The organism is Variovorax sp. 679 (assembly GCF_003952185.1).
In the GTDB taxonomy this organism is placed as follows: domain Bacteria; phylum Pseudomonadota; class Gammaproteobacteria; order Burkholderiales; family Burkholderiaceae_C; genus Variovorax.
In genome coordinates this window covers 1-19,063 of sequence record NZ_RXFS01000025.1, presented here as the reverse complement: position 1 = coordinate 19,063, position 19,063 = coordinate 1, and the positions used below count along the sequence as shown (strand labels likewise).

The following is a 19,063-nucleotide window of genomic DNA, read 5'->3' as shown; positions in this document are numbered from 1 at the left end:
GAACACGAACCATGCCCAACGGCACCCTCGAGCGCGACAACCTGATCCTGCGCGCGCAGACAGGCGACGCGAACGCCATCGCTCGTCTGCTGGCGGTCTGCCAGGCCGACGCGCGGCGCTACGCCTACAAGCATTGCCACGCCAGCGACGTCGACGACGCGGTGCAGGAGTCGCTGCTGGTGATCTCGCGCAAGGTCAAGGGACTGCGGGCGGCCGCGGCCTTTTCCTCGTGGCTGTTCGTCGTCATCAAGCGCGAATGCCGCAGGCTCTCGCGAATGATGTTCAGGCACGAGCCGCTGGAAGACGAAGTGGCCGAGGAACGCATGCTCGCCACGCCGGACCATGCGCTACGGATCGACCTGGCCAACGCGCTGGAATCGCTGCCGGCGCACTACCTCGAAGTCGTGCTGCTGCGCGACTTCGAGGAACTGACCATTTCGGAGATCGCCGGGCGGTTGGGCGAGCAGCCGGGTGCGGTCAAGAGCAGGCTGCATCGGGCGCGCGAGCTGGTGCGGGAGTACATGCTGGGGCCGAAGGCGCTTGGTTGCTGAAGCGGAGATAGCCGTTGCAGGAGGCTGCATGGCAGCGGTCGAGAATCGGGCCGCTGCTCCCTGATGGGAGCGGGAAAGCAAAAGGCGCTGCAACCTCGAAAGTTGCAGCGCCTTGCTGAATTTGGTGGCCTGGGGCGGAATCGAACCACCGACACGCGGATTTTCAATCCGCTGCTCTACCAACTGAGCTACCGGGCCGTTGCTGTGTGCAGCCTTAAATTATACAGCGCTTCTGCGCCCTCTTGAAAGATCCACACCAAGTTGTTTGAGTTTTCTGTAGAGATGGGTGCGTTCGAGGCCGGTTTTCTCCGCGACGCGGGTCATCGAGCCGTTCTCCATCGCAAGGTGGAACTCGAAGTAGGCCTTCTCGAAGCCATCGCGCGCGTCGCGCAGCGGGCGGTCGAGGTCGAAGCTCTGGGTCGACTGCGGGCCGGTGTCGGCCACCGGCACCGAGGCCAGCGATGCCATCAGCAGGCTGTCGCCGGTGGTCGTGATGGCCGTCGCCTGGCTGCCCGTGACCGGCGCGGGCACCACGCCTGCAGCGGCGCGGCGTGCGCTTTCGCGCGCCAGGCCCTGCTCCACTGCCTTGAGCAGCTTCTGCATGGTGATGGGCTTTTCGAGGAACGCGAACGCGCCGATGCGTGTGGCGTCGACGGCGGTATCGATGGTGGCGTGGCCGCTCATCATGATGACCGGCATGCTCAGCAGGCCCGCGGTGGACCACTCCTTGAGCAGCGTGACGCCGTCGGTGTCGGGCATCCAGATGTCGAGCAGCACGAGGTCGGGCCGCGCGCGCTGGCGCGCAGCGCGGGCTTCGGCGGCGTTTTCCGCGAGCTCCACGTTGTGGCCTTCGTCATTGAGAATTTCGAAGAGCAGGTCCCGGATGCCCAGCTCGTCATCGACCACGAGAATGTTTGCCATGAGTGCTGCTTGTTGTTTGCGCTGGTATCTGCAATGTGTGTAGGGTCCGCTGGCCCATCCATCGCCTGTGCGACGGACATTCGTTCGGCTCAGGCGGCGGAAGACTTCGACGAATCTTCGGTGTGAGCGGCCGCTGCCCGCGGCTCGCCTGCCAGCGCGAATGATAGCGAGACTTGTGCGCCTGCTACAGCCCCATCGACGACGCGGTTGGAAAGCTCGATGCGCGCGCCGTGCTCGTCGGCGATCTTCTTGACGACCGCGAGGCCCAAACCAGTACCTTTTGTTTTCGTGGTGACGTAGGGCTCGAACGCGCGCTTCAGGATGTTCTCTGCAAAGCCCGGACCGCTGTCCTGCACGGTCAGGCGCACGCGCTGCCCCGAATCGCCGAGCCGCGTGCGGATGACGACCTCTCCCACCTTGCCCGTTCCGCTGGCGGCCGCTTCCGCGGCGTCCTGCGCGTTTTGCAACAGGTTGTGTATGACCTGTCGGATCTGCTGCGCGTCGCCGCGAATGGGCGGGCAGCGCTCGTCGAGTTCGGAACGCAGCACGATGGGCAGGTTCTCCGCGCTGTAGAGCTGCAGCACGTCGCCCAGCAGGGCGTTGAGGTCCACCGGCTTGAGGTCGGCTGCGGGCAGGCGCGCGTAGTCGCGAAATTCGTTCACCAGCCGCTTCATCGCATCGACCTGGTCGACGATGGTCTTCACCGACTTCACGAGCACGGCCTGCTCGGGCGGCTGGACCTTGCCCGAGAGCTTCATCTCGAGCCGCTCGGCCGAGAGCTGGATCGGCGTGAGCGGGTTCTTGATCTCGTGCGCCAGCCGGCGTGCAACTTCGCCCCAGGCCTGCGCGCGCTGGGCCGAGACGATCTCCGAGATGTCGTCGAACACCAGCAGCCGCGCAGCACCGGGCAGCTCCGCGCCGCGCGCGACGATGTTGATGGCGCCGTCCTGCTGCGGCAGATCGGTGCCCGAGGCATGCAGCTCGAAGGCATGCTGCCAGTGATCGAGGCCGTGCTGCATGCGCTCGACGAGAAAGTCATCGAACTGCTGCTGCACCTTGGCACCGAACTCGGCCAGCCCCGGCACTTCGACGAGCGGCCGGCCTTCGTATGCCGCGAGCGGCGCGCGCAGCACGCGGGTCGCGCCCGGGTTGGTGGACAGCACGGTGCCCTTGGCGTCGAGCACGATCACGCCCGAGGTCAGGTTGTCGAGAATGGTCTGCAGGTTGGCGCGCGCCGCGTCGAGCTGGCCCATGGTCTTCTCGACCGCGCCGCGCGCATCGGCCAGCTGTTGTGTCATGACGGCGAAGGAACGCGTAAGGCCGCCGAGCTCATCCTTGCCCTGCAGCACGGCCGTCGGCCGCAGATCGCCCGCCGCCACCTGCCGCACGCCGTCGGCCAGCACGAGCAGCGGCCGCGCGAGCTGGTTGCCGAAGAGCACGGCCAGCAGCACCGCACCGAACACGGCGAGGAACAGGCTCAGCGTGAGCGTGCCGATGTACATGCGGCGCAACCCCTCGCGGGCGATGGCGCGCTCCTGGTACTCGCGGTTGGCCTCCTGCACGTCCAGCGCGTTCTTGACCACCGCAGGCGGCAGCGGCCGCGTGACCTGCAGATAGCGAGGCGCGGTGTCGAAATCGAAGCCCGGCCTTTGCACCATGGCGAGCGCGCGTACGCTCGCGACCGGCGGGGCGGCGCCGGGCGTGGCGGTTTCGTCCAGCCCCTCGACGTGCGCGACGGCACGCTCGGGACGAACCTGCCGGAACTGCTGCACCGTCGGGCGCTCGGGGTTGAGCTGGAAGCGGGAGGTACCGGCGCTGGCCACCAGTTGCCCGCTGCCGGTCCAGAGGATCACGTCGCTGGCTTCGAGCTGGTCGCGGATGCGCTCGAGCACCAGGCCCGCGCTTGCGTCGGGCACCTGCGCCAGTTGCGAACTGGCGCCGCGCGTCTTCGCGGCGAGGTCGTCGGACAGCGAGTCGAGCGTGGCCCGCCCGAGGTTCAGGCCGGCATCGAGCGCACCTTCCACCTTGACGTCGAACCAGCTCTCGATCGAACGCGCGACGAACTGGTACGACACCACGTACACCAGCGCCCCCGGCACCACGCCCACCAGCGCGAAGATGGCCGCGAGCTTGATGAGCAGCTTGCTGCCGAACTTGCCCTGCCGCAGGCGCCTCAGCAGGCGGAAGGCCACCCAGCCGATCACCAGCACCAGCAGCACCGCCACCACGACGTTGATGCCGAACAGGCGCACGTAATAGCGTTCGTACAGCGCGCGGTTGTTGGTGGCCTGCGCCAGCAGGAACATCAGCACGAGGCCGATGGCCGTGACCAGCGCGGCACCGACGCCGATGGCCCATCGCCTGGCTCGCGCGCGACTCGCGGCCGACGAAGCCGCCGTGCCGCCGCGCGCCGGAGTGCTCACTTCTGCTTCTCCACCGGAAGCCGCGCGGTGCGCTCGACGGCGATGTTCCAGTCGGACTGCCCGACCACGCCGATCTGGAACGGGCGCGGCAGCTGCGAGGTGTCGAGCCGGAAGCGGAACATGACCTGCTGCTGCGGGTCGTCGCCGATCTCGGCCACGTCACCCATGCGCAGGCGGCCGACACGCTTGATGGCGTCGAGCGCGTCGCCGAGGGTGTCGAAATTCTGGTTCAGCGAGATGCCCAGGCCCGCCGCGCCGGTCATCGGTGCCGCCGACACGTTGAGCCTCCAGCGCCGGGTGAGCGGCTGGTAGGCCAGCCGCATGTGGCGCGTGACCTGGGCGACCTTGCGGTCTGTCCAGTACCAGCGCTCCTGGAAGAGCTCGGCCTCGGCCACGAAATAGATGGCGATGCCCTTGTCGAGCACCTCTTCCACGAGCGAGGGCAGCTCGAACTGCACGGCGGCGGTGAAATAGATGCCGTCGTCGGACTGCTCCAGGCGCATCTGGGTGATCGACGCACTGGTGCGGCCCTGTGCGGACGCCGGAGCGGGCAGGCAGGCCATCCATATCGCCCAGATCCAGAGCAGGACGGGCAACGACAGGACCAGCCAGCGCCGTCGCTCACTGCGGACGCTTTTCGAGCAGAGCGTAGAAGAAGCCGTCGTGGTCACCAGAGGCATTGTCCGGGACGCCACGGGCATTCGACCCGCTTTGGGGCAGCAAATGGCCCGGCGATGGCAGCAATCGTGCGTTGGTGTTGTGTACAAGAAACGCATCAATTTGTTGCGAGCCCTCTTCGCGGAACACGGAGCAAGTGCAGTAAAGGAGCCGGCCACCGGGTCGCACGAGTGGCCAGAGCGCGGCCAGCAGAGCTGCCTGCTGGGCGGCGAGTTGGGCGGTGTCGCTTTCGCGGCGCAGCCAGCGCACGTCGGGGTGGCGCCTCACGATGCCCGAGGCGGTGCAGGGGGCGTCGAGCAGGATCGCGTCGAAGGGCGTGCCGTCCCACCACTGGGCCGGGCGCGCCGCGTCGGCAACGAGCACCCTGGCTTCGAGCCCGAGGCGGCCCAGGGTTTCATCGATGCGGCGGCTGCGGACGGCGTCGACTTCCAGCGCCGTGACGTCGATCGCGCCGGGGCTCGCCATTTCGAGCAGGTGCGCGGTCTTGCCGCCGGGAGCGGCGCAGGCGTCGAGCACGCGCAGCGGCGCCGCACCGGGCTTGGTCGGCAGAAGGCCTTCGAGCAGCAGCGGCGCGGCCATCTGCGCGGCGGCATCCTGCACCGAGCAAGCGCCGTCGGCAAAACCGGGCAGTTGTTGCACGGGGCGCGCGCGCGTCAGCTGCAGGCCGCTGGGGCCCACGCGCGTCGCGCCGAGGCCCGCCGCCTCCAGTTCGGTCAAGTAAGAGGCCGCGGTCGATTTCCGGGCGTTGACGCGCAGCGTCATCGGCGCCTGCGCGTTGTCAGCGCCCAGCACACGCTGCCACTCGCGCGGATGGTCGCGCTTGAGGCGCTCGATCCACCAGCGCGGATGGTTCCATTGCGCGACGGGTTCGGAGTCGGTGGCGGCCACGAGCTCGTCGCGCTCGCGCAGGAAGCGCCGCAGGCAGGCGTTGATGAAGCTGGCCTGCGCCCGCGTGGCGGGGTTGCGCTTGGCGGCCTCGACGGCCTGGTCGACCAGCGTGAAGGGCTCGTAGGGCGCATGGTCGGCGTCCCACGCCAGCGCCAGCGCGGTGCACAGCAGCGCATCGGGAAGGGGCGGCGGCGTGCGCTTGGCCAAATGGCGACGCAGGGCCTCGGCGCGGCCGAGCCAGCGCAGCACCTGAAAGCCGAGCGCCTGCACGCCGGGCCGCAACGCGGGCTCGACGGCCTCGAAGGCCACCGAGCCCGATGTGCCGGCACGGATCGACGCCAGCGCCACCGCAGTCAATTGCAGCTGGCGCCAGAGCGGAGGTTGTTGCAGCGGCGGCGCGTCGCCGTGGCCGCTGCGGGAAGGGTCGGAAGGTAGTTCTGGCAAGTTGGGGCGATGGTAACGGTCCGGCCAAAGGCCGGACTTCGTGCATGGAAAGAGGAAGAGACGAAGGCGAAAGCGCGCCGGGCGCTCCGTTTCAGAGCAACGGCGCGGCCGGACGCAGACGCACGGCCCATGCCACCAGCACCGCTGGAAACTGCGCAATCGCGGCGTTGTAGTGCGCCACCGCCTGGTTGAACTGGCTTCGCGCGATTTCGGCTGCGGCCGAGGGCTCGGGCCAGCCGATCGGCTCGACGGCGCCGGGAACCGCGGCCGCCACGCCGGCCTGAAGCTGCGCGGGCCGCGACAGCGTTCCGTCTGCATCGAACACAGTCACCTGGTCGGGATGCTGGCGCCGCCAGGCGCCGATCCAGACCTGCAGCGCGGTAGCCAGCGCGGCCATGCCGCCGACGTCCAGGGGATGCAGCCGGGTCGCCCCCAGCAGCGTCGAGAGCTGCGTGGTTGCCGCGCGCAGCGGAGCGACGGACGACAGCGATTCGCCGGTCGGCGCGACCTCGGGCTGCGGCCCGGCCGCGATGCTGGCCTCCACGAAATCCAGCTGCTTGCCCAGCGCCGCATCGAGCAGGCCATAGGCCTGCAACACGGCCGCGCGCAGGCGCACCAGCCGGTTGTAGGCACCGACAAACCAGAACAGCAGGACCGCAATCACGATCCAGCTGGCCAGCGATTCGGGCAACACGCTCATCGACGACAACGCCTCATCATGCAAACACAAAGAAAAACGCCCCCCAACCGGGGGCGGTCGGGGGGCGTGGTGTACCGGTCATGGCCGGTGATGCTAACCAGTTATTCGGTCGCAGCGCCTTCGCTGGCTTCCGTCGTGCTGGCAGCCGCATCGGCTTCGCCGGAACCTGCCAGTTCGGCAGCTTCCGACTCGGCGATGGCGCGGCGCTCGGCCTCGTCCATGGCGTCCTTCACCTTGCGTGCCTGGTGGTACGCCATGCCGGTGCCCGCGGGGATCAGGCGGCCGACGATGACGTTTTCCTTCAGGCCGCGCAGCTCGTCGCGCTTGCCCATGATCGCGGCTTCGGTCAGCACGCGCGTCGTTTCCTGGAACGAAGCGGCGGAGATGAACGAGTCGGTCGACAGCGACGCCTTCGTGATACCCAGCAGCAGGTTGGTGAACGTCGCGGGGATCTTGCCTTCGGCGCGCAGGGCGTCGTTGGTGTTGAGCATTTCGCTGCGTTCGACCTGTTCGCCGGAGATGTAGCTCGTGTCGCCGATGTTGTCGACCACGACGCGGCGCAGCATCTGGCGAACGATCACCTCGATGTGCTTGTCGTTGATCTTCACACCCTGCAGGCGGTACACGTCCTGCACTTCGTCCACGATGTAGCGCGCCAGTTCTTCCGAACCCAGCAGGCGCAGGATGTCCTGCGGGTCCGCCGGGCCGTCGACCACGGATTCGCCCTTGTTCACCACCTGGCCTTCGTGCACCAGGATGTTCTTTTCCTTCGGCACGAGGTCTTCCCAGACCGTGCCTTCCGGATCGGTGATCTGCAGGCGGATCTTGCCCTTCGTTTCCTTGCCGAACGACACGGTACCGGTCATTTCGGCCAGCATGCCCTTGTCCTTCGGCGAACGGGCTTCGAACAGCTCGGCAACGCGCGGCAGACCGCCGGTGATGTCGCGGGTCTTCTGGCCTTCGACCGGAATACGCGCCAGCACTTCGCCGGGGCCCACGTCCTGGCCGTCACGCACCTGCACCAGGGCGCCGATCGGGAAGCCGATCGTCACCGAGTGGTCGGTACCCGGGATCTTCACTTCGGCGCCGGAGGCGTCGATGAGCTTCACCTGCGGACGCACGACCTTGGCAGCGCCGCGGCGCTTCGGGTCGATCACGACCAGGGTCGACAGACCGGTCACTTCGTCCACCTGCTTGGCGACCGTGAGGCCTTCCTCGACGTTCTCGAACTGCGTCTTGCCGGCGAACTCGGTAATGATCGGGCGGGTCAGCGGGTCCCAGTTGGCAAGCACGTGGCCGGCCTTGATCTGCTGGTCGGCCTTGACCGTCAGGGTCGCGCCGTACGGCACCTTGTGACGCTCGCGCTCACGGCCGTGCTCGTCGTGAATGACGATTTCGCCCGAACGCGAAATCACGACCAGCTCGCCCTTGCTGTTGGTCACGTAGCGCATCGTGGCGTTGAAGCCGATCGAGCCGTTCGACTTGGCTTCCACGCTCGAGGCGATGGCAGCGCGCGAAGCGGCACCACCGATGTGGAAGGTACGCATCGTCAGCTGCGTGCCCGGTTCACCGATGGACTGGGCGGCGATCACACCGACGGCTTCGCCGATGTTGATCAGGCCGCCGCGGCCCAGGTCGCGGCCGTAGCAGGTCGCGCAGATGCCGAAGCGGGTTTCGCAGGTCAGCGCGGTGCGGACCTTGACCTCGTCGACGCCTTGCGCTTCCAGCGCTTCGATGGTGTCCTCGTCGAACATCTCGCCGGCCTTCAGCAGCACGGCGCGGTTCTCGGGGTGCAGCACGTCGTCGGCTGCGGTACGGCCGAGGATACGGTCGCGCAGCGATTCGATCACTTCACCGCCTTCGACGATGGCGCGCATCAGGTAGCCGCCGTGCGTGCCGCAGTCCTGTTCGGTCACGACCAGGTCTTGCGTCACGTCGACCAGACGACGGGTCAGGTAACCCGAGTTCGCCGTCTTCAGCGCCGTGTCGGCCAGACCCTTACGGGCACCGTGGGTGGAGATGAAGTACTCCAGCACGTTCAGGCCTTCGCGGAAGTTCGCGGTAATGGGCGTCTCGATGATCGAGCCGTCAGGCTTGGCCATCAGGCCGCGCATGCCGGCCACCTGGCGGATCTGGGCCGCGGAACCGCGGGCGCCCGAGTCGGCCATCATGTAGATCGAGTTGAAGGACTCCTGCTCGACTTCCTTGCCGTGGCGGTCGGTGACCTTCTGCTTCGACAGCTTGGCCATCATGACCTTCGACACTTCGTCGCCGGCCTTGCCCCAGATGTCCACCACCTTGTTGTAGCGTTCGCCGGAGGTCACGAGACCGGAGACGTACTGCTGCTCGATCTCCTTCACTTCCTTGGCGGAGCGCTCGATGATGCCGTGCTTTTCAGCGGGCACCAGCATGTCGTCGATGGCGATCGAGATACCGGCCTTGGTCGCGAGGCGGAAGCCGTTCTGCAGCAGCTTGTCGGCGAAGACCACGGTCTCCTTCAGGCCGCACTTGCGGAACGAGACGTTGATGAGCTTGGAGATTTCCTTCTTCTTCAGCGCCTTGTTGATGTTCGAGAACGGCAGGCCCTTCGGCAGGATCTCGGACAGCAGGGCACGGCCCACGGTGGTGTCCACGAGCGAGGTCGACGGCGTGAACACGCCGGTTTCCTTGTCCTTGGTGTACTCCGTGATACGCACCGCGACCTTGGCGGTGAGCTCGACTTCGTTGGCGTCGAGCGCGCGCTGCACTTCACCGATGTCGGAGAAGATCAGGCCCTCGCCCTTGCCGTTGATGCGGTCGCGGGTCGTGTAGTACAGACCCAGCACCACGTCCTGCGAAGGAACGATCGACGGTTCGCCCGAAGCCGGGAACAGCACGTTGTTGGAGGCCAGCATCAGCGTGCGGGCTTCCATTTGCGCTTCCACCGACAGCGGCACGTGGACGGCCATCTGGTCGCCGTCGAAGTCGGCGTTGAATGCCGCGCAGACGAGCGGGTGCAGCTGGATGGCCTTGCCTTCGATCAGGATCGGTTCGAAGGCCTGGATGCCCAGACGGTGCAGCGTGGGAGCACGGTTCAGCATGACCGGGTGCTCCTTGATGACCTCTTCCAGGATGTCCCAGACCACCGGCGTACCCGATTCGACTTCCTTCTTGGCAGCCTTGATCGTGGTCGCGATGCCCATGGCTTCGAGGCGCGAGAAGATGAAGGGCTTGAACAGCTCGAGCGCCATCAGCTTCGGCAGGCCGCACTGGTGCAGCTTGAGCGTCGGGCCCACCACGATGACCGAACGGCCCGAGTAGTCGACGCGCTTGCCCAGCAGGTTCTGGCGGAAGCGACCGCTCTTGCCCTTGATCATGTCGGCCAGCGACTTCAGCGCGCGCTTGTTGGCGCCCGTCATGGCCTTGCCACGGCGGCCGTTGTCCAGCAGCGAGTCGACAGCTTCCTGCAGCATCCGCTTTTCGTTGCGCGCGATGATTTCCGGAGCCTTCAGCTCCAGCAGGCGGCGCAGGCGCGAATTGCGGTTGATGACGCGGCGGTACAGGTCATTCAGGTCGGAGGTCGCGAAGCGGCCGCCGTCCAGCGGCACCAGCGGACGCAGGTCCGGCGGCAGCACGGGCAGCACGTCGAGCACCATCCACTCGGGCTTGATGCCCGACTTGCGGAAGGCTTCCAGCACCTTCAGGCGCTTGGAGTTCTTCTTGACCTTGACTTCGGAGCCGGTCAGGTCGCCGCGCAGGCGTTCGATCTCGCTGTCGAGCTCGATGCCTTCCAGCAGGTCCTTGATGCCTTCGGCGCCCATCTTGGCGACGAACTCGTCACCGTATTCCTTGCGCTTCGCGTCGTAGTCGTCCTCGGACATGATGCCGAACTTCTTCAGCGGGGTCATGCCGGGGTCGGTGATCACGTAGGCTTCGAAGTACAGCACGCGCTCGATGTCGCGCAGCGTCATGTCGAGCACGAGGCCCAGGCGCGACGGCAGCGACTTCAGGAACCAGATGTGGGCGCAGGGCGCGGCCAGGTCGATGTGACCCATGCGCTCGCGACGCACCTTGGTCTGCGTGACTTCGACGCCGCACTTCTCGCAGATCACGCCGCGGTGCTTCAGGCGCTTGTACTTGCCGCACAGGCACTCGTAGTCCTTGATCGGGCCGAAGATCTTGGCGCAGAAGAGACCGTCGCGCTCGGGCTTGAACGTGCGGTAGTTGATCGTCTCGGGCTTCTTCACTTCACCGAAAGACCACGAACGGATCTTCTCGGGCGAAGCCATGCCGATCTTGATGGCATCGAAATGCTCATCGGGCGTGAATTGCTTGAACAGGTCGAGTAGCGATTTCATAAGACTCTTTCCCTTTTCAAATTAGGAACGCTCGAGCTCGATGTCGAGACCCAGCGAACGGATTTCCTTGACCAGCACGTTGAACGATTCCGGCATGCCGGCTTCGATCGAGTGCTCGCCCTTGACGATGCTTTCGTACACCTTGGTACGGCCTTGCACGTCGTCGGACTTCACGGTCAGCATTTCCTGCAGGACGTAGGAAGCGCCGTAGGCTTCGAGCGCCCACACTTCCATTTCCCCGAAACGCTGGCCGCCGAACTGCGCCTTGCCGCCCAGGGGCTGCTGCGTGACCAGCGAGTACGGGCCGGTCGAGCGGGCGTGCATCTTGTCGTCCACCAGGTGATGCAGCTTCAGGAAGTGCATGTAGCCGACGGTGACGGGACGCTCGAACTGGTCGCCGGTGCGGCCGTCGAACAGGTAGGCCTGCGTGCGGCTATCGGTCAGGCCCTTGGCCTTGGCGATGTCGTCCGGATAGGCGAGCTTCAGCATGCCGCGGATTTCCTCTTCCGAGGCACCGTCGAACACAGGCGTCGCGAAGGTCGCGCCGTTCTGCAGGTTCGCAGCCATCTCGAGCAGTTCGGTGTCGCTCAGCGAAGCGATGTTCTCCTGGCGGCCCGAGCCGTTGTACAGCTGCTCCATGAACTTGCGCAGCTCGGCCACCTTGGCCTCTTGCTGCAGCAGGTCGCCGATGCGCTGGCCCACGCCCTTGCCGGCCCAGCCCAGGTGCACTTCGAGAACCTGGCCCACGTTCATCCGCGAGGGCACGCCCAGCGGGTTCAGGCAGATGTCGCACGGCGTGCCGTCGGCCATGTGGGGCATGTCTTCGACCGGAACGATCTTCGACACCACACCCTTGTTGCCGTGGCGGCCGGCCATCTTGTCGCCGGGCTGCAGGCGGCGCTTGACGGCCAGGTAGACCTTGACCATCTTGAGCACGCCAGCGGGCAGCTCGTCGCCCTGCGTGAGCTTCTTGCGCTTTTCTTCGAACGCGAGGTCGAAGCTGTGGCGCGTCTGCTCCAGCGAGTTCTTGATCGACTCGAGCTGGGTTGCCACTTCGTCTTCCGCCGGGCGGATGTCGAACCAGTGGAACTTCTCGACCGACGACAGGTAGGCCTTGTCGAGCTTAGTGCCCTTGGCCAGCTTGTTCGGACCGCCGTTGGCGACCTTGCCGGTCAGCAGCTTCTCGATACGGTCGAACGCGTCGGCTTCGACGATGCGAAGCTGGTCGTTCAGGTCGAGGCGGAAGCGCTTGAGTTCGTCGTCGATGATCTGCTGGGCGCGCTTGTCGCGCTGGATGCCTTCGCGGGTGAACACCTGCACGTCGATCACGGTGCCTTGCGAGCCCTGATCCACGCGCAGCGAGGTGTCCTTCACGTCGGAAGCCTTCTCGCCGAAGATGGCGCGAAGCAGCTTCTCTTCAGGCGTCAGCGTGGTCTCGCCCTTCGGCGTGACCTTGCCCACCAGCGTGTCGCCCGGCTGCACTTCGGCGCCGACATAGATGATGCCGGACTCGTCGAGGCGGTTGAGCTGCTGCTCGGCCAGGTTCGGGATGTCGCGCGTGATTTCTTCGGCGCCCAGCTTCGTGTCGCGAGCCATCACCACCAGTTCCTCGATGTGGATCGAGGTGTAGCGGTCTTCGGCGACGACGCGTTCCGAGATCAGGATCGAGTCTTCGAAGTTGTAGCCGTTCCAGGGCATGAACGCGATCAGCATGTTCTGGCCGAGAGCCAGTTCGCCGAGGTCGGTCGATGCGCCGTCGGCCACCACGTCGCCCTTGGCGATCTTGTCGCCGCGCTTGACGATGGGACGCTGGTGGATGTTGGTGTTCTGGTTCGAACGCTGATACTTGATCAGGTTGTAGATGTCCACACCGACTTCACCTGCAGCCGCTTCGGCGTCGTTCACGCGCACCACGACACGGGTCGCGTCGACATAGTCGACGATACCGCCGCGGGTGGCCGTGACCACGGTGCCGGAGTCGACCGCGGAGACGCGCTCGATGCCGGTACCGACCATCGGCTTTTCGGGGCGCAGCACGGGCACGGCCTGACGCTGCATGTTGGCGCCCATCAGCGCGCGGTTCGCGTCGTCGTGCTCGAGGAACGGCACGAGCGATGCGGCCACCGACACGATCTGCGCGGGCGACACGTCCATGTACTGGATGCGTTCGGCGCCGACCAGGATCGATTCGCCGGCCTCACGCGCCGAGACCAGGTCGCCGGTCAGCACGCCGTCCTTGTCCAGGGCCGCGTTGGCCTGGGCGATGACGTACTTGCCTTCCTCGATGGCCGACAGGTAGTCGATCTCGTTGGTGACCTTGCTGTCCACCACGCGACGGTACGGCGTCTCGATGAAGCCGTATTCGTTCAGGCGGGCGTACAGGGCCAGCGAATTGATCAGACCGATGTTCGGGCCTTCAGGCGTTTCGATCGGGCACACGCGGCCGTAGTGGGTCACGTGCACGTCGCGCACTTCGAAGCCTGCACGTTCGCGCGTCAGACCGCCCGGGCCAAGGGCCGACACGCGGCGCTTGTGGGTGATTTCGGACAGCGGGTTCGTCTGGTCCATGAACTGCGACAGCTGCGAGGCGCCGAAGAATTCCTTCAGCGCTGCCGAGATCGGCTTGCTGTTGATCAGGTCGTGCGGCATCAGCGGCTCTTGCTCTGCCTGGCCCAGACGTTCCTTCACGGCCTTCTCGATACGTGCCAGGCCGGTGCGGTACTGGTTCTCGGCCAGTTCGCCGACGCAGCGCACGCGGCGGTTGCCCAGGTGGTCGATGTCGTCGACTTCGCCGTTGCCGTTGCGCAGGTCGACGAGGATCTTGACCACGGCCAGGATGTCTTCGTTGGTCAGCACCATCGGGCCGGTCGATTCGTCGCGGCCGACCTTGGCGTTGAACTTCATGCGGCCGACGCGCGACAGGTCGTACGTGTCCGGGTTGTAGAACAGGCGCTGGAACAGGGCCTGCACGGCGTCTTCCGTCGGCGGCTCGCCGGGGCGCATCATGCGGTAGATGGCCACGCGGGCGGCGAATTCGTCCACGGTTTCGTCGATGCGCAGGGTCTGCGAGATGTACGCGCCCTGGTCGAGTTCGTTCGTGTAGATCACCTGCACGTCCTGCACGCCGGCCGTGCGCAGCTTCTTCAGCAGCGCTTCGGTCAGCTCGTCGTTGGCCTTGGCCAGGATTTCGCCGGAGTCGGCGTCGACGATGTTGCGGGCGATCACGCGGCCGATCAGGAAGTCTTCCGGCACGCTGATATGCGTGGTGCCGCCCTGCTCGAGCTCACGCGTGTGGCGAGCGGTGACGCGCTTGTCCTTGGCGACCACGACCTTGCCCGACTTGTCGGTGATGTCGAAGCGCGCGACTTCGCCGCGCAGGCGCTCGGAGACGAACTCCATCTGGGCGCCGCTGTCCATCAGGCGGAAGTTGTCGTTCACGAAGAAGTTCGCGAGGATCGATTCCGGGTTCAGGCCGATGGCCTTCAGCAGGATCGTGACCGGCATCTTGCGGCGACGGTCCACGCGGAAGTACAGCATGTCCTTCGGGTCGAACTCGAAGTCGAGCCACGAACCGCGGTAGGGAATCACGCGGGCCGAGAACAGCAGCTTGCCCGAGCTGTGCGTCTTGCCCTTGTCGTGTTCGAAGAACACGCCCGGCGAACGGTGCAGCTGCGAAACGATCACGCGTTCCGTGCCGTTGATGATGAACGAGCCCTTGTCCGTCATGAGCGGCACTTCGCCCATGTAGACCTCTTGCTCCTTCACTTCCTTGACCACCTTCGACTGCGAGGTCGACGACTCGCGGTCATAGATGATGAGCTGCACCTTGGCGCGCACGGCCGAGGCGAAGGTCAGACCACGGGTCTGGCACTCGCGCACATCGAACGCCGGCTTCGCCAGGTTGTACTCGAGGAACTTCATCTCGACGAAACCGTTGTGCGAGACGATCGGGAAGGCAGCGTCGAACGCGGCCTGCAGGCCTTCGACGGTGCGTTGTTTCGGAGGAATGCCGGCTTGCAGGAACGCGGTGTATGCGTCCTTCTGCATCTGCAGCAGGTAGGGGATTTCGACGACGCTGTCGCGATTGCCGAAACTTTTTCGGATGCGCTTGCGTTCGGTGTAACTGTACGCGGACGATTGGGCCATGAGAGCTCCGGTGCTTGAGATCTTCAGCGACTTGTCAGCAGTGCCGGAGCACCACTGCTTGGCGGCTGGCCACTACCAGCCGTTGGCGGACAGCGATGCGTTGCACATCGCCCGAACCAAGGGGTCTTCTGCAGTCGGGGTCAGAAGACACTCAAAAATCCCGACTCGTCTTGGCTTTTCCGGAGCCCTTCGGGTCTCCGGGAAAGCCGGCAACGAGCCGGCTTTTGAGTGCGCTCTGAAAGCGGCAAAGGCTGGAGGGCCTTTTCAGGCACCTCCAGCCCTCCAGGGGGTCTGAATTACTTCAGTTCCACCTTGGCGCCGGCGTCTTCCAGCTTCTTCTTGGCGGCTTCAGCGTCAGCCTTCGACAGGCCTTCCTTGACAGCCTTGGGAGCGGCTTCCACCAGGTCCTTGGCTTCCTTGAGGCCCAGGCCGGTGATTTCGCGCACTGCCTTGATCGCCGAAACCTTGTTCGCGCCGGCATCGACCAGCACAACGTTGAATTCGGTCTTCTCTTCGACGGCAGCAGCGGCGCCACCGCCACCACCAGCAGCCGGAGCGGCCATTGCAGCGGCGCTCACGCCGAACTTCTCTTCGATGGCTTTCACCAGGTCGTTGAGTTCCAGGACCGTCATGCTGTCGAGCGCGGTCAGAAATGCGTCTTTATCGAATGCCATTTTTGTTTCCTAACAATTGGGTTGAATGTTTCAAACGCAGGCAGCTCAAGCTGCCTGTGCTTCTGCCGGTGCATCGGCGACGGGTGCAGCTTCGCCACCACCGCGCTTCTCGGCCAGCGCCGCGAGCACGCGGGCGGTACGAGAGATCGGGGATTGCATCAAGCCCAGCAGCTGCGACAACAGAACTTCCTTCGAAGGGATGTTGGCCAGTTGCTTCACGCCGTCGACGTCCAGGGCCTTGCCACCGAAGGCGCCGCCGCGAATGACCAGCTTGTCGTTGGTCTTCGCGAAATCGGCCACCACCTTGGCGGCGGCCACAGCGTCTTCGGAGAAGCCGTAGATCAGCGGGCCGGTCATCTGGTCGCCGACGATCTCAAACGGGCTACCAGCGACAGCACGGCGGGCCAGAGTGTTCTTCAGAACATTCAGGCTCACACCCTTGCTGCGCGCTTCGTTGCGCAGTTTGGTCATGTCGGCAACCGTGATGCCACGGTATTCCGCCATCACGAGCGTTTGAGCTTTTGCGGCGAGGCTGGTCACATCATTGATGACCGCTTCTTTCTCACTGCGATTCAGACTCAAGGTCTACTCCTTTAAATGCGATCGTCGGCCGGGGCCTTGGATCGCGCTTCATGCAGCGACCAACTGTCAGGAACAAAAAACCGAATTCCTTGATTCCTTGCAGTGGGATCGCCATCTGCGCTGGATACCGGACAGGAAGGTCCGGCGTTTAAGTGCAGCACCCTGCACACCAGCGGTCTTGGATGGCCCGCGGCAACCGAAGCCGCCGCGACCCACCACATCCGCTCCACCCTTGCGAGGTGGAGCAAATCTCTTTAGCTCGCCGAGATGGTTTGCGTGTCCACGCGGACACCCAGACCCATGGTCGACGACACAGCCACCTTGCGCAGGTACACGCCCTTGCTGGTCGCGGGCTTGGCCTTGACCAGAGCGTCGATCAGCGCGGCGAGGTTGCCTTGCAGCTTGTCGTTGTCGAACGAGCGACGGCCGATCGTGCCGTGCACGATGCCGGCCTTGTCGACGCGGAACTGAACCTGGCCGGCCTTGGCGTTCTTCACAGCCGTGGCGACGTCCGGGGTCACCGTGCCAACCTTGGGGTTAGGCATCAGGCCGCGCGGGCCGAGGATCTGACCGAGCGTACCGACGACGCGCATTGCGTCGGGGGCAGCGATCACGACGTCGAAAGGCATGTCGCCAGCCTTGACCATGGCAGCCAGGTCGTCCATGCCGACGATGTCGGCGCCGGCGGCCTTGGCTTCTTCAGCCTTGGCGCCCTGGGCGAACACGGCGACGCGCTTGGTCTTGCCGGTGCCGTTGGGCAGCACGACGGCGCCACGCACGACCTGGTCCGACTTCTTCGCATCGATGCCGAGCTGCACGGCCACGTCGATCGATTCGTCGAACTTGGCGGTAGCGGCTTCCTTGACGATATTGATCGCGTCAGCCAGCGGGTACAGCTTGGTGCTGTCGACCTTGCCTTCGAGCGACTTCTGCTTCTTGGTGATCTTGGACATTTACACGCCCTCCACATTCACGCCCATCGAACGGGCCGTACCAGCGATGGTGCGAACCGCGGCGTCCATGTCGGCGGCGGTCAGGTCCTTCATCTTGGTCTTTGCGATTTCTTCGAGCTGGGCGCGCGTGATCTTGCCGACCTTGTCGGTGTGCGGACGTGCGGAACCCTTCTCGAGCTTGATGGCCTTCTTGATCAGGACGCCAGCCGGCGGCGACTTGATGATGAAGGTGAAGCTCTTGTCGGCGAACGCGGTGATGACCACCGGCAGCGCCAGACCCGGCTCGTAGCTCTGCGTCTGAGCGTTGAACGCCTTGCAGAATTCCATGATGTTCAGACCGCGCTGACCGAGTGCGGGACCGATCGGCGGGGACGGGTTGGCCTTACCAGCTGGCACTTGCAGCTTGATGAAGCCGACGATTTTTTTCGCCATGCTTTTTGCTCCTTGCGGGTGATATCGCCTCGGCTTGCGGCCGAGGCTCCCCGGGGTTAAACGACTCTTCGATCAAGGCCGCGCGCCGAGTCGGACAACGCGCAGCCGGAAACAGTAACGCCGCCCCGAAGGCCGGCGGGTCGTCAGGTCTTCTCGACCTGGCTGAATTCGAGTTCCACAGGCGTCGCACGGCCGAAAATCATGACCGACACGCTGACCTTGCTCTTCTCGTAGTTGACTTCCTCGACAGTGCCGTTGAAGTCGGTGAACGGGCCTTCCTTGACGCGCACGAATTCGCCGACGGTGAACTCGACCTTGTGACGCGGCTTCTCGGTGCCCTGCTGCATCTGGCTGACGATGTCCTCGACCTCTTTCTGCGAGATCGGGGCCGGACGGTTCTTCGCGCCGCCCACGAAACCCGTCACCTTGTTGGTGTGCTTCACCAGGTGCCAGCTTTCGTCGTCCATGATCATCTCGACCAGCACGTAACCCGGGAAGAAGCGACGTTCGGTGGTGCGCTTCTGGCCGTTCTTGATCTCGACCACTTCTTCGGTCGGAACCAGGATGCGACCAAACTTGTCCTGCATGCCGGCGCGGTTGATGCGCTCGGTGATATTGCGCTCGACGGCCTTCTCCATGCCCGAATAGGCATGCACCACGTACCAACGCAGATCAGGGTTGGCGGCAGGAGCCAGCACGGAGGTGTTTTCTTCCTCCGGCGCGCTCGGCGTGGTTTCAACTGCGTCGTCGATCATTTATTTTCTCCAGCCCAAAATGAGGTCGAAAAACACCCATTCGAGCGTCTTGTCGGTGAGCCAGAGGAAGACGGACATGATCGCCACGAAGGCAAACACATAGGCCGTCATCTGCATCGCTTCCTTGCGGGTCGGCCAGACGACCTTCTTGACCTCGCGCCAGGAATCGCGACCGAAAGCCCACAGCTGACGGCCATTCTCCGAACTGCCAAAAGCAGCCACCGCTGCAGCCAAGCCGACCAGCAGCGCAGCCCATTGCACCAGCGAGCCTTGGCGCGACAGCAGATAGAACGCCACGATGGCGCCCACTGCCAGCACGACCGCCACGGCCAGTTTGGCCTTGTCGGCGCCGGTGCTCACGGTTTCGATTTGAGAAGTGGCCATGTTCGGCTGATTTCCTGTGACCCTGAGGCCTTCAATTCAATGCGTCTCTTGAGACGCCGAAGCCCGTCGGGACGCGACGGGCTTTTCGGAGTGCCACCTAAGTGGCAGGGGCAGTAGGAATCGAACCTACAACCTTCGGTTTTGGAGACCGACGCTCTGCCAATTGAGCTATACCCCTCCGGTACTCTTCGCGCT

14 protein-coding genes and 2 tRNA genes are annotated in these 19,063 nt (G+C 65.0%); 1 reads left to right on the top strand and 15 read right to left on the bottom strand.

The window, feature by feature from the left end; translation table 11 throughout:
* The first annotated feature begins 11 nt into the window (after positions 1–11).
* Entirely contained in the window at positions 12–551 is a 540-nt protein-coding gene (locus EJO71_RS33695) for a sigma-70 family RNA polymerase sigma factor (protein WP_125952988.1), read from the top strand.
* Positions 552–673: 122 nt separating this feature from the next.
* Here EJO71_RS33695 and EJO71_RS33690 read toward each other — a convergent pair.
* The 15 genes from EJO71_RS33690 to EJO71_RS33620 form a co-directional block, all read right to left on the bottom strand.
* Positions 674–749, bottom strand: a tRNA-Phe gene (locus tag EJO71_RS33690).
* A gap of 21 nt (positions 750–770) precedes the next feature.
* Positions 771–1,472, bottom strand: a complete 702-nt coding sequence (locus tag EJO71_RS33685) for a response regulator (protein WP_125952987.1) — start codon at positions 1,470–1,472, stop codon at positions 771–773.
* Positions 1,473–1,561: 89 nt separating this feature from the next.
* A complete protein-coding gene (locus EJO71_RS33680) occupies positions 1,562–3,895 on the bottom strand; it encodes an ATP-binding protein (RefSeq protein WP_125952986.1) in 2,334 nt (777 codons plus the stop codon).
* Positions 3,892–4,491, bottom strand: coding sequence for a DUF4390 domain-containing protein (locus EJO71_RS33675; RefSeq protein ID WP_240651607.1), 600 nt, complete (start codon positions 4,489–4,491; stop codon positions 3,892–3,894). The genes EJO71_RS33680 and EJO71_RS33675 overlap by 4 nt, the downstream gene beginning before the upstream one ends.
* 25 nt (positions 4,492–4,516) lie before the next feature.
* Positions 4,517–5,851 carry a 16S rRNA (cytosine(967)-C(5))-methyltransferase RsmB gene (rsmB, locus tag EJO71_RS33670; RefSeq protein ID WP_125953007.1) on the bottom strand — a complete coding sequence of 445 codons (1,335 nt, stop codon included), beginning with the start codon at positions 5,849–5,851 and terminating at the stop codon, positions 4,517–4,519.
* A gap of 145 nt (positions 5,852–5,996) precedes the next feature.
* On the bottom strand, positions 5,997–6,605 hold the full coding sequence (locus EJO71_RS33665; RefSeq protein WP_125952984.1) for a lema family protein: 609 nt from the start codon (positions 6,603–6,605) through the stop codon (positions 5,997–5,999).
* A 101-nt stretch (positions 6,606–6,706) separates the two neighbouring features.
* A complete protein-coding gene (gene rpoC / locus EJO71_RS33660; RefSeq protein ID WP_125952983.1) occupies positions 6,707–10,942 on the bottom strand; it encodes a DNA-directed RNA polymerase subunit beta' in 4,236 nt (1,411 codons plus the stop codon).
* Between the two features lie 21 nt (positions 10,943–10,963).
* Complete coding sequence (gene rpoB, locus EJO71_RS33655; RefSeq protein WP_125952982.1) at positions 10,964–15,088, bottom strand: DNA-directed RNA polymerase subunit beta; 4,125 nt, start codon at positions 15,086–15,088, stop codon at positions 10,964–10,966.
* Between the two features lie 296 nt (positions 15,089–15,384).
* Positions 15,385–15,762, bottom strand: coding sequence for a 50S ribosomal protein L7/L12 (rplL, locus tag EJO71_RS33650; RefSeq protein WP_125952981.1), 378 nt, complete (start codon positions 15,760–15,762; stop codon positions 15,385–15,387).
* Positions 15,763–15,807: 45 nt separating this feature from the next.
* Complete coding sequence (rplJ, locus tag EJO71_RS33645; RefSeq protein ID WP_125952980.1) at positions 15,808–16,344, bottom strand: 50S ribosomal protein L10; 537 nt, start codon at positions 16,342–16,344, stop codon at positions 15,808–15,810.
* 254 nt (positions 16,345–16,598) lie between these two features.
* Entirely contained in the window at positions 16,599–17,297 is a 699-nt protein-coding gene (gene rplA, locus EJO71_RS33640; protein WP_093206999.1) for a 50S ribosomal protein L1, read from the bottom strand.
* Positions 17,298–17,729 carry a 50S ribosomal protein L11 gene (gene rplK / locus EJO71_RS33635; protein ID WP_093206996.1) on the bottom strand — a complete coding sequence of 144 codons (432 nt, stop codon included), beginning with the start codon at positions 17,727–17,729 and terminating at the stop codon, positions 17,298–17,300.
* A 143-nt stretch (positions 17,730–17,872) separates the two neighbouring features.
* Positions 17,873–18,484: a transcription termination/antitermination protein NusG gene (gene nusG, locus EJO71_RS33630; protein ID WP_125952979.1), complete on the bottom strand. Its 612-nt coding sequence runs from the start codon at positions 18,482–18,484 to the stop codon at positions 17,873–17,875.
* Positions 18,485–18,868: a preprotein translocase subunit SecE gene (gene secE, locus EJO71_RS33625; RefSeq protein ID WP_093057178.1), complete on the bottom strand. Its 384-nt coding sequence runs from the start codon at positions 18,866–18,868 to the stop codon at positions 18,485–18,487. It lies immediately after the preceding gene.
* Positions 18,869–18,970: 102 nt separating this feature from the next.
* Positions 18,971–19,046 (bottom strand) — tRNA-Trp (locus tag EJO71_RS33620).
* Positions 19,047–19,063: the final 17 nt, after the last annotated feature.

Excerpts from the sequence above, each read along its gene's own strand:
- EJO71_RS33695 (WP_125952988.1), top strand. The coding sequence starts at position 12 with ATGCCCAACGGCACCCTCGAGCGCGACAACCTGATCCTGCGCGCGCAG.
- EJO71_RS33685 (WP_125952987.1), bottom strand. The coding sequence starts at position 1,472 with ATGGCAAACATTCTCGTGGTCGATGACGAGCTGGGCATCCGGGACCTG.
- EJO71_RS33665 (WP_125952984.1), bottom strand. The coding sequence starts at position 6,605 with ATGAGCGTGTTGCCCGAATCGCTGGCCAGCTGGATCGTGATTGCGGTC.
- rpoC (WP_125952983.1), bottom strand. The coding sequence starts at position 10,942 with ATGAAATCGCTACTCGACCTGTTCAAGCAATTCACGCCCGATGAGCAT.
- rpoB (WP_125952982.1), bottom strand. The coding sequence starts at position 15,088 with ATGGCCCAATCGTCCGCGTACAGTTACACCGAACGCAAGCGCATCCGA.
- rplL (WP_125952981.1), bottom strand. The coding sequence starts at position 15,762 with ATGGCATTCGATAAAGACGCATTTCTGACCGCGCTCGACAGCATGACG.
- rplA (WP_093206999.1), bottom strand. The coding sequence starts at position 17,297 with ATGTCCAAGATCACCAAGAAGCAGAAGTCGCTCGAAGGCAAGGTCGAC.
- rplK (WP_093206996.1), bottom strand. The coding sequence starts at position 17,729 with ATGGCGAAAAAAATCGTCGGCTTCATCAAGCTGCAAGTGCCAGCTGGT.
- nusG (WP_125952979.1), bottom strand. The coding sequence starts at position 18,484 with ATGATCGACGACGCAGTTGAAACCACGCCGAGCGCGCCGGAGGAAGAA.
- secE (WP_093057178.1), bottom strand. The coding sequence starts at position 18,868 with ATGGCCACTTCTCAAATCGAAACCGTGAGCACCGGCGCCGACAAGGCC.